A 12,024-nucleotide genomic window follows, 5' to 3' on the forward strand; every position below is an offset into this window, starting at 1 on the left:
CGGGCGGGCCCCGAATGAACCTGCAAAAAGACATGATCGAGCCGCTTTCCGACATGCGCGACGCTCCGCGCGATTCGGTCTGGGGGCGCATCCAGCGCGAGGCGCGCATCGCCGTGCGCGACGAGCCGCTGCTGGGCGCGCTGATCCATGCCGGGCTGCTGCATCACGCGACCTTCGAGGCGGCGCTGGCCTATCGCTTTTCGCTGAAGCTGGCCTCGCGCGAGATGAGCGAGCAGATCCTGCGCGAGATCGCGGACGATGCCTTTGCGCGGTCGCCGGAACTGTCGGCGGCGGCGCAGGGCGACCTGCTGGCGGTCTATGAGCGCGACCCGGCCACGCATCGGCTGATGCAGCCCATCCTGTTCTTCAAGGGCTACCAGGCGCTGCAAGCCTATCGCATCGGCCATTGGCTGTGGGAGCAGGGCCGGCGCGACATGGCCTATTTCGTGCAGATGCGCTGTTCCGAGGTCTTTGGCGTCGACATCCACCCGGCTGCCCGGATCGGCACCGGGGTGATGATCGACCACGCCCATTCCATCGTCATCGGCGAGACGGCCGTGGTCGGCAACGACGTGTCCATGCTGCATTCGGTGACGCTGGGCGGCACCGGCAAGGAAGACGGCGACCGCCATCCCAAGATCGGCAATGGCGTCATGATCGGGGCGGGTGCCAAGGTGCTGGGCAATATCCGCGTCGGGCATCATTCGCGCATCGCCGCCGGCTCGGTGGTGCTGAGCGAGGTGCCGCCCTGCAAGACCGTGGCCGGCGTGCCGGCGCGGATCGTGGGCGATGCGGGCTGTTCCGAACCTTCCAGCAGCATGAACCAGCTGCTGGGCCACGAGGACCTGTTCTAGAGCCAGTCGGCGTTACCGCTGCCGGTCAGTTCGGCCAGCGTGAGCTTTTCGCGCGCGAGCCGGGCGTCGATGTCGCGTGCGATCTCTGCGGCCAGCGAAAACCCTTGATAGATCAGCGCGGAATAGACCTGCACCGCCGAGGCACCGGCGCGGAGCTTCTGCCAGGCCTGCTCGGACGAGCCGATGCCGCCGACGCCGATCAGCGGCACGCGGCCCTGCGTTTCGCGGTAGAGACGGGCGAGCACGCGGGTCGCGCGATCGAAGAGCGGCGCGCCGGAAAGGCCGCCGGCCTCGCCTGCGTGGGGCGAGGTCAGGCCATCGCGCGACAGCGTCGTATTGGTCGCGATGATCGCATCGACCGGCGCGGCCAGCGCCACGGCGGCGATATCGGCCAGCCCCGCGTCGTCGAGGTCCGGGGCGATCTTGATGAAGACCGGCGGGCGGTTCGGCAGGCCATCGCGCGCGGCCAGCACGCCTTGCAGCAGCGCGGCCAGCGCCTGCGGGCCTTGCAGGTCGCGCAGCTTTTCGGTGTTCGGGGACGAGACATTGACGGTCAGGAAATCGGCATGGGCGCCGGCGAGGCGCACGACTTCGGCGAAATCGGCGCTGCGGTCGGCGCTGTCCTTGTTCGCGCCGATGTTCAGCCCGACCGGGATTCCCGCCGGGCGCCGGGCGAGGCGGGTGGCGATGGCCTGCGCGCCTTCGTTGTTGAAGCCGAAGCGGTTGATGATGGCGCGGTCCTGGGTCAGGCGGAACAGGCGCGGCTTGGGGTTGCCGGGCTGCGGGTGCGGGGTGGCGGCGCCGATCTCGATGAAGCCGAAACCGGCGCGCATCAGCGCGGGCAGGGCGCAGGCATTCTTGTCGTAGCCGGCGGCCAAGCCCACCGGGTTCGGTAGCTCGAGCCCCGCCAGTTGAAGCCGCAGGCGCGGCGAGGTGACGGGCGCGCCGGGCAGGGGAACCAGCCCGCGTTGCAGCGCCAGGATCGAAAGGTCATGCGCACGCTCGGGGTCCAGCCGGTGCAGCGCGGCAAGGCCCAGCCGCTCGATGGGGGTCATGCCAGGTCTCCGATGTCGTGGCCGGCGGGGCCGAGGGGCAGGGCGCGGGACCAGAGCACGTCCTCGGTCCGCAAGTCGCGGTAGAGATGCGGAAAGAGGTCGCCGCCGCGCGACGGCTCCCAGCGGAGGGGCTCCAGACCTTCGGTCTCGACGGCGAGCAGGTGCAGGCGCTGTTCGCCGGCGAAATGCCTGGCGAGCGTGCCGGGCAGCTGCGCCGCTGTCGACAGGTGGATATAGCCGTCGGCCAGGTCCACCGGTGCGCCGGCGCTGCGGCCATCGCGCAGGAATGCCTGGTATTCGGGATCGCGGAAAATCTTGTAGGCCAGCATGGCCGGTTCATGCGTCGCGGGTGCTGCGCCGTCAAGCGTGAACCTTTGGCGACATACGGCTTCGTTGGTTGACGGCTGCCGGGGCTTCGACCAATCTTCCCCCCGTCCAGACATTTCGTGACGAGAGGGTTAAGATGAAACGTTGGCTCCTGGTGTCAGTGGCGGCAGTGGTGCTGTCCTCGGGTGCGGCGCAGGCGGATTTCACGCTGCACGTTCTGCATACCAACGATTTTCACAGCCGGATCGAACCGATTACCAAATACGACAATACCTGCGACGCCGAGGCCGAGGCCAAGAACGAATGCTTCGGCGGCGTCGCCCGGCTGGGCGCCAAGATCACCGAGCTGCGCGACCAGTTGAAGGCTGACGGGCAGAATGTCGTCGTGCTGGATGCCGGCGACCAGTATCAGGGCAGCCTGTTCTATACGACCTACAAGGGCAAGGACACGGTCGAGTTCATGAACGCCATCGGCTATGACGCCATGGCGGTCGGCAACCACGAGTTCGACGACGGCCCGGGCGGGCTGCAGATCCTGGCCGAAGGGGTGAAGTTCCCGGTCGTCTCGGGCAACCTGGACCTGTCGCAATCGCCCGAGCTGAAGGGCAAGGTCGGGGCCGCGCTGACGCTGGATGTCGGCGGCGAGAAGGTCGGCATCGTCTCGGCCCTGGCGATGGACACGCCCGAGACCGCGGCGCCGGGCGACAAGGTCATCTTCAAGGACGACATGGACAGCCTGAAGGCCGAGGTGCAGGAGTTGACCGACGCCGGCGTGACCAAGATCATCGCGCTGACCCATTCCGGCTATAAGCGCGACCAGCAGTTCGCGGCCGAGGTCGCGGGCATCGACGCCCTGATCGGCGGGCACAGCCATACGCTGCTGGGCGACATGGAGGGCGCCGAGGGGCCTTATCCCACCATGGTCAAGGGTGCGGATGGCGTCGAGGTGCCGGTCGCGACCGCCTATGCCTATGGCAAGTACCTGGGCCATCTGGTGCTGACCTGGGACGATGCCGGCAAGCTGGTCAAGGTCGAGGGCGAGCCGATCCTGCTGGATGCCTCGGTCATGCCGGATCCCAAGCTGGCGGCGCGGGTCAAGGAAATGGCGGCGCCCATCGAGGAGCTGAAGGCCAAGCGCGTGGCCGAGATCGCCGCGCCCATCGACGGCAATCGCGAGACCTGCCGCGCCAGGGAATGCGAGATGGGCAACGTCGTGGCCGAGGCGATGCTGGCGCGGGTCAAGGACCAGGGCATCACCATCGCTATCCAGAACGGCGGCGGGCTGCGGGCCTCGATCCAGGCAGGGCCGGTTGCCATGGGCGACGTGCTGTCGGTGCTGCCGTTCCAGAACACGCTCTCGACCTTCCAGCTGAAAGGCGCAGACGTGGTTGCGGCGCTGGAGAACGGTGCGAGCCAGATGGAAGAGGGCGCCGGTCGCTTCGCGCAGGTCGCGGGGCTGAAATACACCGTCGATCCGGCGGCCGAGGCCGGGCACCGGATCAGCGAGGTGCAGGTTCGCGATGGCACGAACTGGGTGCTGATCGACCCGAACGCAACCTATGGCGTGGTGTCGCAGAACTACATGCGCGGCGGCGGGGACGGCTATAAGGTTTTTGCCGAGAAGGCGATCAACGCCTATGACTTCGGGCCCGACCTAGCGGATGTGCTGGCGGACTACCTGGCGCGGCAGGGGCCGGGCTTCACGCCGAAGCTGGACGGGCGCATCACCTTGAAATGAGAACGGGCCGGGCTTTTGCCCGGCTTTTTTGCGTTTGGCGTCCGGCTCAGGCCGGCAGGAAGGCGCGGTCGTGGCGCAGGTGGCGCTCGACCAGCTTGCGGCCCTGGCGGCCGGTGGTCAGGCGCCGCGCCGGGTCCTGCGGCAGCGCGGGCAGCAGGGCGCGGATCTCGCGCCGCGCGGCGGCCGAAAGCGCGAGCAGTGCCTGCGGCCCCGTCAGCAGCGATTCCGTCCAGATGCCGTTCGAGTGCACCAGCTCGTGCCGGTCGAAGAGCAGATGCAGGTAGCGCACGCCGGCAGCCGGCCGCAGGACGCGGACACCGGGCAGCGCGGTCAGGTGCTTGGCCGCGACCAGCACCTGGTCGGCGCCGAACATCCGCGCCGCGATGGCCGAGCGCAGCAGAACGCGATGCTGCGGCGAGACCAGCAGGTCGCGCGCCGGCAGGCTCGGGCCAAGCGCGTCGCGCGGGATCAGGATGGGACACAGGTTCGGCTGCAGGTCCAGTTGTCGGCCATCCAGCGCCGTCCCGCCGATCCAGCGCAGCGGCTGCATGCCATGATCGCGGGTCAGGACGGCATCTCCGGGGTGCAAGTCCTCGACGGGTCTCGCGCCGGTGGGGGTCTCGATCAGGGTGCCGAGGGTGAAGCAGGGCGCCGCCGGCACCGTCGGATCATAGGCGACCGAAGTCTGGCCGACGCCGATCTTGTAGCTGCCGACATAGGTGAATTCCGCCGCGGGATCGAACTGCGGCCAGGAGGGCTGGCCGCCCGAATCCAGCCGCATCTTCGGCAGGATCAGGACGCTGTGGCGCCCGCCAAGCTCGAGCGGATAGCCCGAGATGTCGTAATCCACATAGGTCGGAAAGCAGACATAGAATTCGTTCCCCGCCGCGTCCCGCAGGATCGCGGCATCCTGGAACGAGATCCGCTGGCCTGCCGGCAACGTCTCGGCGGCGCTGTCGGGGCCGAAGCTGGCGGGTTCCAGCAGCGCCTGGCCGTCTTCGCTGCCGGGGTCGTCGTAGAAGCTGCCCGAACCGCCACGCGAGAGATAGCCGAAGCGCGGATCATCGTCTTCGAGGCGGATTTCGTCCATCCGGGCCTCGGCAAAGCTGATCTCGCGGCGGTTGAGGAAGGGCAGATATTTGTCCGACCCCGTCGCGCCGGGGTCGTTGTAAACCTGGCTCGGGAACGTCGCCATCGCGATACGGTATTCCATGGCAGCCTCGGAAACAATCACAGGTTGTCAGGCTTGATACGGATCCGATGCGCCATTTATCAATAAAAGGTTAATTTGTCGCTGCACGGCAAGGTGGGCATGTGGCGATCTTGCAACTTTTGCGCGAGTTGACTAGGTCTCCGGCTCGTCACCCAGCGGCAGGGCGTGACGCAGGAAACGCTCGAAATCGTCGAGATCCACCGGCTCGAACTGACCGAAACCCTGCATCCAGACCGAGGCGTTGCGCAGCCCGTCGGGCTCCAGCTTGCACCAGATGATGCGGCCGCGCCGCTCCTGCCGGATCAGCCCGGCCGCCGCGAGCACGGCGAGATGCTTGGAAATCGCCGCCAGGCTGACCTGGAAGGGCGCCGCGACATCGGTCACCGCCATGTCGTCCTCCAGCAGCATGGCAAGGATCGCCCGCCGCGTCGGGTCGGCGAGGGCCGAGAAGATGGCGTCGAGGCTGGGGTGCGGCGCGGACATCGGGCTTTGCTTAACTGTCCGGTTGAATATGGTCCGGAAGCGCCGCCGGCCGCAAGCCCGGGATTTTCCGCACCGGTGCGATTTCCATAACCTTGCAATTTCAATGCATTGCAGCGCGACCCGCGTTGCTTGACTCGGGGGGCATCAGCCCCTATCACCGCCGCAACCGATAACGGGGGTGTGAGCCGTGGCCGAGGACGACCATGACGCCGCGCGGGCCCGGGACGCGGAGCGGCTGCGCGCGCTGGAGACCCGGCTGGGTGAGAAGGCCAAGGAAGAGCCGCCGTCGCGCGGGGAAGAGCATTTCAGCCAGGCCAACATGGCCTGGCGCATGGTGACGGAACTGGTGGCCGGTCTGGGGATCGGCTTCCTGATCGGGTTCGGGCTGGACTATGTGACCGGCTTGCGGCCGGTCTTCATGGTGGTCTTCGTGTTGCTGGGCCTTGCGGCCGGCATCAAGACCATGATGCGGACCGCCAATGAGATAGGCAAGACACCGGGTCAGCCCGGCGACGACAAGGGTGAGTGACAAATGGCAGAAGAAACCGGTGGCCTGACCTTCCATCCGATGGATCAATTCGTCGTCAAGCCGTTGTTCGGCGGCGAGCTGAACTGGTACACGCCCACCAACGCGACGCTGTGGATGGCGCTGGCCGCCTTGGCGATCACCGCGCTTCTGGTCTTCGGCACCCGTGGCCGCGCCATCGTGCCGAACCGTCTGCAATCCATCGCCGAGCTACTTTACGGCATGGTCCGCAAGATGGTCGAGGACGTGGCCGGCAAGGACGGGCTGAAATACTTCCCCTATGTGATGACGCTGTTCTGCTTCATCCTGTTCGCGAACTTCCTGGCCCTGCTGCCGAAATCCTTCTCGCCGACCTCGCATATCGCGGTGACGGCGGTGCTGGCGGTCATGGTCTTCCTGGGGGTCACCATCCTGGGCTTCGTCAAGAACGGCGCGCATTTCCTGGGCCTGTTCTGGGTCAGCTCGGCGCCGCTGGCGCTGCGGCCGATCCTGGCGGTGATCGAACTGATCTCGTATTTCGTGCGCCCGGTCAGCCATTCCATCCGACTTGCGGGCAACATCATGGCCGGCCACGCGGTGATCAAGGTCTTTGCCGCCTTCGCCGCCATTGCCGCCATCGCGCCGATCTCGGTCGTCGCCATCACCGCCATGTATGGCCTCGAGGTGCTCGTCGCGCTGATCCAGGCCTATGTCTTCGCCATCCTGACCTGCGTCTACCTGAAGGACGCCCTGCATCCGGCGCACTGAGCGCCGGACCGCATCGGGATCACAACGAAAACCCTTTCCAAAGCCTCAAGGAGCATGAATATGGAAAATCTGGGTCAACTGGGACAGTACCTCGGCGCCGGCCTGGCTTGCGTCGGCATGGCCGGTGCGGCCATGGGGGTGGGCAATGTCGCCGGCAACTACCTGGCGGGCGCCCTGCGCAACCCGTCGGCCGCCGCTTCGCAGACCGCCACGCTGTTCATCGGCATGGCCTTCGCCGAAGCCCTGGGGATCTTCTCGTTCCTGGTCGCGCTGCTGCTGCTGTTCGCAGTCTGATCCTTTGCCATCCTTGCGGTTGGGTGGGGGCGTGACGCGCCCACCCGATTGTGAAACGACCGGCATGGGGTAGGATATGTTCAGCCTGTTGCAACAGACCGCGCCCGTCGTGGTCGAAGAAACCGAAACGGTGGTCATCACCGAATCCGCCGAAGCGGCGGGCCATGGCGCCGATGCGGCCCATGCCGTTGCCGGTGCTGCGGATGCTGCCCACGGTGCGGCCGGCCACGCCGCCAGCGCCCCCGGCATGCCGCAACTGGATTTCAGCACTTTCGGCAACCAGATCTTCTGGCTGCTGGTCGTCCTGGCCGTGATCTATTGGGTGCTGTCGCGCATCGCGCTGCCGCGCATCGGCGGGGTCATCTCGGACCGGCAGGGCGCGATCACCGGCGACCTGATGGCGGCCGAGGAATTCAAGCAGAAGGCCAAGGAAGCCGAGGCCGCCTATGACAAGGCGCTGGCCGACGCCCGCGCCGAGGCGCAGAAGATCATCGCCGCCAACAAGGCCGAGATGCAGAAGGAACTCGACGCCGCCATCGCCCATGCGGATGCGGAAATCGGTGCCCGCTCGGCCGAGTCCGAGAAGCGCATCGGCGAGATCCGTGCCTCGGCCGTCGAGGATGCACGCTCGGTCGCCCGCGAGGTGACGGCCGCTCTGGTTGAGAATTTCGGCGGCGCCGCGGACCAGAACCTGGTCGGCGAGGCGGTCGATCAGCGGCTGAAGGGGGCGCTGCAATGAAACGTCTGAGCGTTCTCTTTGCCCTGATGGCGAGCCCGGCCCTGGCGGCCACCGGCCCGTTCTTCTCGCTGCGCAACACCGACTTCATCGTCACGCTGGCCTTCCTGCTGTTCGTCGGCATCCTGGTCTATTTCCGGGTGCCGCAGATCGTCGGTGGCTTGCTGGACAAGCGCGCCGAGGGCATCCGCAACGACCTGGCCGAGGCTCGCCGCCTGCGCGAGGAAGCGCAGGAGATCTATGCGAGCTACGAGCGGCGCCAGCGCGAGGTCAAGACCCAGGCCGACGAGATCGTCGCCAATGCCAAGCGCGAGGCGGTGCTGGAGGCCGAGAAGGCCAAGAAGGCGCTGCAACTGTCGATCGAGCGCCGGCTGAAGGCCGCCGAGGAGCAGATCGCCAGCGCCGAGGGCGATGCGGTCCGCGCCGTGCGCGACCGGGCGATCCAGACCGCGATCTCGGCCGCGACCGAGATTCTTGGCAAGCAGGCCACCGCCGAACAGCGCGCGGCCGGCATCGACAAGGCCATCGACGACGTGGCGCGCCGCCTGAACTGAAACGAACGAGGGACGCGGCCAAGCGTTCCCGCCGGACAGTGATCTTGAACCCCGCGGCGGCAACGTCGCGGGGTTTTTTCATGCCCGGGTCTTTGCCTTTCCGCCCGTCGAGGGCGCAAAGGCAAAGGGGCCGGCAGCATGGCTGCCGGCCCGCGCCCTGCGGCTGCCGTCTCGCGGATCAGCGCGAGGGGAAGATCAGGATCTCGACGCGACGGTTCTGCGCCCGGCCCGCGGCGGTGTCGTTCGAGGCGATGGGCTGGCTCGCGCCGCGGCCCGCGGTTGCGACGCGGTTCGAGGCCACGCCGCCGGCGGTCAGGATACCGGCGACCGAACGCGCCCGGCGCTCGGACAGGTCCTGGTTATAGGCGGCCGAGCCGGTGCTGTCGGTATGGCCGACGACCTGGATCGTGCTGTTCGGGTATTGGTTCAGGTTGCGCGCGATGGTGTAGAGGTCGTTCTGCCCCTGCGCGCCCACCGCCGCCGAATCGGTCGCGAACAGCGTCGATTCCGGCATGATCACCGACAGGTGGTTGCCGTTGTTCACCACCCGGATGTTCGGGTTGTTCAGCGACTGCTGTAGCGCCTTCTGCTGCTGGTCGAGGATCGCGCCGCCGACGCCGCCGACCGCCGCGCCGACGATGGCGCCCTTGATGGCGTCCTTGCCCTGGCCGTTCTTGTCACTGTCGCGGGTCGCGCCCAGGATGCCGCCGACCACGGCGCCGGCGATGGCGCCTTGCTGGGCACGATTCATGCCCTGGCCGGTGGTGCTGCCGGTGCTGCCATATTGGTCGGTCGGCGCGCAGGCCGTCAGGGCGATCGCGCCGGCCGAGGCGAGAAGCAACGGAATACGGGTCTTCATTCGTTTACCTTTCTTTTCGGGGCGATCCACCGCCGCCTGTCCTTGCGACTGGTCCGGAGCATGGCCTCCGGCTCTGGGAGCCCAAACACCGCGACCATGGCATGAGTTCCCGGCCAAGGCTACAGAAAGGCGAAGAAATCCGGCGGTCCGGCGTCACAATGCGGCGATGGCGCGCGGCGCGATGCTCGCGCCTTCGCGGGCCAGCAGGGCGCGCTTGACCGCGGCGCCCCAGTGATAGCCGCCGATGCTGCCGTCGGTCCGGGTAACGCGGTGGCAGGGGATGGCCCAGCTGACCGGGTTCTGCCCGACCGCCGTTCCGACCGCCCGCAGCGCCCGCGGCCGGCCGATGCGCTCGGCCAGCATGGCATAGCTGATGACCTGCCCGGCCGGCACCTCGGCCAGCGCGCGCCAGACCGCCAGCTGGAAGTCGGTGCCGGACAGCGCGACGGTGATCTCGCCGCTGTCCGAGAGCAGGGCGGTGATGGCGGGGGCCAGCGCCTCAGGCGCCTCGACCGCGCGGGCCCCGGGCCAGCGCGCCATCAGGTCGGCCAGCACCGCGTCGGGCGCCATCTCGCCCACAAAGCCCAAGCCCCAGAGCGCGCCGCCGGCACCCAGCGCCACGACGGTGCCGAGCGGCGTCTCGAAGCGGCCCAGGCACAGCACCGTGGCATCGCTGGCGGATCGGGTGGCAAGGATGATACCCAGCCCGTCGGCGGGGGTGGCAGGAGAAAACAACGTCCGGTTCATGGCAACCTCGTTTCTGTCCGTGCGGCCAGACTAGCGCGGGTGCGCCGGGAATCCATGCCGGAATGCTTGCGCTTCACGGCGGGCCGGGGCATCTGGAGGCCATGGCACGCAGCGCATCCCTTCGCACCCCCCCGGCCTTGCCCTATGCGGCGCAAGTGGCGATCTTTTCGCGCTTCCGCGAGGCGAACCCGCATCCGGTGACCGAGCTGGAATACAGCAATGCCTTCACCCTGCTGGTCGCGGTGGCGCTGTCGGCGCAAGCGACCGACGTGGGCGTGAACAAGGCGACCAAGGCGCTGTTCGCCCGGATCTCGACGCCGCAGCAGATGCTGGAACTGGGCGTCGATGCGCTGACCGAGCAGATCAAGACCATCGGCCTTTACCGCCAGAAGGCGAAGAACGTCATCGCCCTGTCGCGCATCCTGGTCGAGGTTTACGGCGGCGAGGTGCCGCAGTCGCGCGCCGCGCTGATGACCCTGCCGGGCGTCGGCCGCAAGACGGCGAATGTGGTGCTGAACAGCGTCTTCGACTTCCCGGCCCAGGCGGTCGACACGCATATCTTTCGCGTCGGCAACCGCACCCGCATCGCGCCGGGCCGCGACGTCGAGGCGGTCGAGCGCGCCATCGAGGACAATGTCCCCGTCCCCTTCCAGCAGAATGCGCATCACTGGCTGATCCTGCACGGCCGCTATATCTGCCAGGCGCGCCGCCCGCGCTGCAAGATCTGCCCGATCGAAGACCTCTGCCCCTATGAGGAGAAGACCGAATGACCACACCCTATGTGATCGGGATCGGCAATGCCGTGATGGACGTGATCGCGCCGACCCGCGATGCGACGCTGGCGCGGCTGGGGGTGCAGCGCGGCATCATGCAGCTGATCGACCGCGAGCGGTCCGAGTTCCTGATGGCGGCGCAATCGGCCGATCCGCAGGCCGGCAAGGCCCGGCTGGTGCCGGGCGGCTCGGTGGCGAACACGCTGGCGGGACTGGGGATGATGGGGCTGCGCACCGCCTTCATCGGCAAGGTGGCGGGCGATCCGCTGGGCCTCAGCTATGCCGAGCAGACCGAGGCGGCCGGCACGGTCTTCGTCAATCCGCCGGTGGCGGGGCAGGTGGCGCCGACCTCGCGCTCGATCATCTTCGTGACGCCGGACGGCGAGCGCTCGATGAACACCTATCTGGGGATTTCCGGCGAGATCGGCCCCGAGGAGGTCAATCCCGCCACCTTCAGCGGCTGCGACTGGCTGTTCCTCGAAGGCTATCTCTTCGACAAGCCCGAGGGCAAGGCCGCGTTCCTGAAGGCGGCCGAGGCCTGCCACGCGGCGGGCGGCCAAGCGGGGATTGCGCTGTCGGATCCGTTCTGCGTCGACCGCCACCGCGAGGGTTTCCGCAGGCTCGTCGCCGGGCCGATGGACTACGTCATCGGCAATGTCCATGAATGGCAATCGCTCTATCAGGTCGAGGATCTGGAGCAGGCGCTGACCCTTGCGCAAGCCGATTGCGGCACGGTGATCTGCACCCGCTCGGGCGAGGACGCCATCCTGATCCGCGGCGAGGAACGGGTGACGGCGCCGGTGCATCGCGTGGTGCCGGTCGATGCCACCGGCGCCGGGGACCAGTTCGCCGCCGGGCTGATCCACGGTCTGGCGCGCGGCGTGCCGCTGGCCGTCGCGGGCCGCATGGGCTGCATCGCGGCGGCCGAGGTGATCTCGCATGTCGGCGCCCGGCCGGAAAGCGATCTGCTGGCCGCCTTTCGGAGCGAAGGGCTGATCTAGCCGCCTGTGGCGCGGGCAGCATGGGTATTTGAGAAACAGAGAAGGCCGGAAGCGGTCGAGGCGATCAGCGTCTCTCGGCATTCGCCTTCTCTGTTTTCCAAATACCCATGCGACGTT

General features: G+C 67.7%; 15 protein-coding genes. 9 read left to right on the plus strand and 6 right to left on the minus strand.

Translation table 11 applies throughout. From position 1 onward, the window contains the following. Positions 1-14: 14 nt before the first annotated feature. Entirely contained in the window at positions 15-854 is an 840-nt protein-coding gene (gene cysE / locus E3D03_RS04265) for a serine O-acetyltransferase (protein WP_062561160.1), read from the plus strand. Here cysE and E3D03_RS04270 read toward each other — a convergent pair. Continuing rightward, positions 851-1,909 (minus strand): quinone-dependent dihydroorotate dehydrogenase, encoded by a 1,059-nt coding sequence (locus tag E3D03_RS04270; protein WP_263565955.1) that lies wholly within the window; start codon positions 1,907-1,909, stop codon positions 851-853. The genes cysE and E3D03_RS04270 overlap by 4 nt on opposite strands. Beyond that, positions 1,906-2,238 carry a DUF952 domain-containing protein gene (locus E3D03_RS04275; RefSeq protein ID WP_263565956.1) on the minus strand — a complete coding sequence of 111 codons (333 nt, stop codon included), beginning with the start codon at positions 2,236-2,238 and terminating at the stop codon, positions 1,906-1,908. Before E3D03_RS04275 ends, E3D03_RS04270 begins: the two co-directional genes overlap by 4 nt. A 134-nt stretch (positions 2,239-2,372) precedes the next feature. Here E3D03_RS04275 and E3D03_RS04280 point away from each other — a divergent pair, with 134 nt between their 5' ends. Then, positions 2,373-3,974, plus strand: a complete 1,602-nt coding sequence (locus E3D03_RS04280) for a bifunctional metallophosphatase/5'-nucleotidase (protein WP_263565957.1) — start codon at positions 2,373-2,375, stop codon at positions 3,972-3,974. A gap of 46 nt (positions 3,975-4,020) precedes the next feature. Here the strand turns inward: E3D03_RS04280 and E3D03_RS04285 are convergent, their stop codons facing one another. Continuing rightward, positions 4,021-5,187, minus strand: a complete 1,167-nt coding sequence (locus E3D03_RS04285; protein ID WP_263565958.1) for a Hint domain-containing protein — start codon at positions 5,185-5,187, stop codon at positions 4,021-4,023. Between the two features lie 132 nt (positions 5,188-5,319). Further along, on the minus strand, positions 5,320-5,670 hold the full coding sequence (locus E3D03_RS04290) for an ArsR/SmtB family transcription factor (RefSeq protein ID WP_062561156.1): 351 nt from the start codon (positions 5,668-5,670) through the stop codon (positions 5,320-5,322). Positions 5,671-5,857: 187 nt separating this feature from the next. Here E3D03_RS04290 and E3D03_RS04295 point away from each other — a divergent pair, with 187 nt between their 5' ends. The 5 genes from E3D03_RS04295 to E3D03_RS04315 all read left to right on the plus strand — a co-directional run bounded on the left by E3D03_RS04295 (position 5,858) and on the right by E3D03_RS04315 (position 8,527). Continuing rightward, a complete protein-coding gene (locus tag E3D03_RS04295; RefSeq protein ID WP_017999770.1) occupies positions 5,858-6,199 on the plus strand; it encodes an AtpZ/AtpI family protein in 342 nt (113 codons plus the stop codon). Between the two features lie 3 nt (positions 6,200-6,202). Next, a complete protein-coding gene (locus tag E3D03_RS04300; RefSeq protein WP_263565959.1) occupies positions 6,203-6,943 on the plus strand; it encodes a F0F1 ATP synthase subunit A in 741 nt (246 codons plus the stop codon). A gap of 60 nt (positions 6,944-7,003) precedes the next feature. Next, on the plus strand, positions 7,004-7,237 hold the full coding sequence (locus tag E3D03_RS04305) for a F0F1 ATP synthase subunit C (RefSeq protein ID WP_010394077.1): 234 nt from the start codon (positions 7,004-7,006) through the stop codon (positions 7,235-7,237). A gap of 76 nt (positions 7,238-7,313) precedes the next feature. Further along, positions 7,314-7,976 (plus strand): F0F1 ATP synthase subunit B', encoded by a 663-nt coding sequence (locus tag E3D03_RS04310; protein WP_263565960.1) that lies wholly within the window; start codon positions 7,314-7,316, stop codon positions 7,974-7,976. Beyond that, on the plus strand, positions 7,973-8,527 hold the full coding sequence (locus tag E3D03_RS04315) for a F0F1 ATP synthase subunit B (RefSeq protein ID WP_017999774.1): 555 nt from the start codon (positions 7,973-7,975) through the stop codon (positions 8,525-8,527). The genes E3D03_RS04310 and E3D03_RS04315 overlap by 4 nt, the downstream gene beginning before the upstream one ends. A 178-nt stretch (positions 8,528-8,705) precedes the next feature. Here the strand turns inward: E3D03_RS04315 and E3D03_RS04320 are convergent, their stop codons facing one another. Both E3D03_RS04320 and E3D03_RS04325 read right to left on the minus strand, forming a co-directional pair. Next, positions 8,706-9,386, minus strand: a complete 681-nt coding sequence (locus E3D03_RS04320; RefSeq protein WP_062561153.1) for an OmpA family protein — start codon at positions 9,384-9,386, stop codon at positions 8,706-8,708. 153 nt (positions 9,387-9,539) lie between these two features. Continuing rightward, a complete protein-coding gene (locus E3D03_RS04325) occupies positions 9,540-10,133 on the minus strand; it encodes a methylated-DNA--[protein]-cysteine S-methyltransferase (RefSeq protein WP_263565961.1) in 594 nt (197 codons plus the stop codon). A gap of 101 nt (positions 10,134-10,234) precedes the next feature. On the opposite strand from E3D03_RS04325, the gene nth reads away from it, so the two are divergent. Together nth and E3D03_RS04335 are read left to right on the plus strand one after the other, a co-directional pair. Then, positions 10,235-10,903, plus strand: coding sequence for an endonuclease III (nth, locus tag E3D03_RS04330; protein WP_263565962.1), 669 nt, complete (start codon positions 10,235-10,237; stop codon positions 10,901-10,903). After that, the gene (locus tag E3D03_RS04335) at positions 10,900-11,907 is read left to right on the plus strand and encodes an adenosine kinase (RefSeq protein ID WP_263565963.1); all 1,008 of its coding nucleotides are present in this window, start codon (positions 10,900-10,902) and stop codon (positions 11,905-11,907) included. Before nth ends, E3D03_RS04335 begins: the two co-directional genes overlap by 4 nt. The last annotated feature ends 117 nt before the right edge of the window (positions 11,908-12,024 follow it).

The organism is Paracoccus sp. DMF, from assembly GCF_004407025.1.
Lineage (GTDB): Bacteria > Pseudomonadota > Alphaproteobacteria > Rhodobacterales > Rhodobacteraceae > Paracoccus > Paracoccus aminovorans_B.

Bases quoted from the DNA above. Each gene is read 5' to 3' on its own strand.
- cysE (WP_062561160.1), top strand. From the start codon at position 15: ATGAACCTGCAAAAAGACATGATCGAGCCGCTTTCCGACATGCGCGAC.
- E3D03_RS04270 (WP_263565955.1), bottom strand. From the start codon at position 1,909: ATGACCCCCATCGAGCGGCTGGGCCTTGCCGCGCTGCACCGGCTGGAC.
- E3D03_RS04275 (WP_263565956.1), bottom strand. From the start codon at position 2,238: ATGCTGGCCTACAAGATTTTCCGCGATCCCGAATACCAGGCATTCCTG.
- E3D03_RS04280 (WP_263565957.1), top strand. From the start codon at position 2,373: ATGAAACGTTGGCTCCTGGTGTCAGTGGCGGCAGTGGTGCTGTCCTCG.
- E3D03_RS04285 (WP_263565958.1), bottom strand. From the start codon at position 5,187: ATGGAATACCGTATCGCGATGGCGACGTTCCCGAGCCAGGTTTACAAC.
- E3D03_RS04290 (WP_062561156.1), bottom strand. From the start codon at position 5,670: ATGTCCGCGCCGCACCCCAGCCTCGACGCCATCTTCTCGGCCCTCGCC.
- E3D03_RS04300 (WP_263565959.1), top strand. From the start codon at position 6,203: ATGGCAGAAGAAACCGGTGGCCTGACCTTCCATCCGATGGATCAATTC.
- E3D03_RS04305 (WP_010394077.1), top strand. From the start codon at position 7,004: ATGGAAAATCTGGGTCAACTGGGACAGTACCTCGGCGCCGGCCTGGCT.
- E3D03_RS04310 (WP_263565960.1), top strand. From the start codon at position 7,314: ATGTTCAGCCTGTTGCAACAGACCGCGCCCGTCGTGGTCGAAGAAACC.
- E3D03_RS04315 (WP_017999774.1), top strand. From the start codon at position 7,973: ATGAAACGTCTGAGCGTTCTCTTTGCCCTGATGGCGAGCCCGGCCCTG.
- E3D03_RS04320 (WP_062561153.1), bottom strand. From the start codon at position 9,386: ATGAAGACCCGTATTCCGTTGCTTCTCGCCTCGGCCGGCGCGATCGCC.
- E3D03_RS04325 (WP_263565961.1), bottom strand. From the start codon at position 10,133: ATGAACCGGACGTTGTTTTCTCCTGCCACCCCCGCCGACGGGCTGGGT.
- nth (WP_263565962.1), top strand. From the start codon at position 10,235: ATGGCACGCAGCGCATCCCTTCGCACCCCCCCGGCCTTGCCCTATGCG.
- E3D03_RS04335 (WP_263565963.1), top strand. From the start codon at position 10,900: ATGACCACACCCTATGTGATCGGGATCGGCAATGCCGTGATGGACGTG.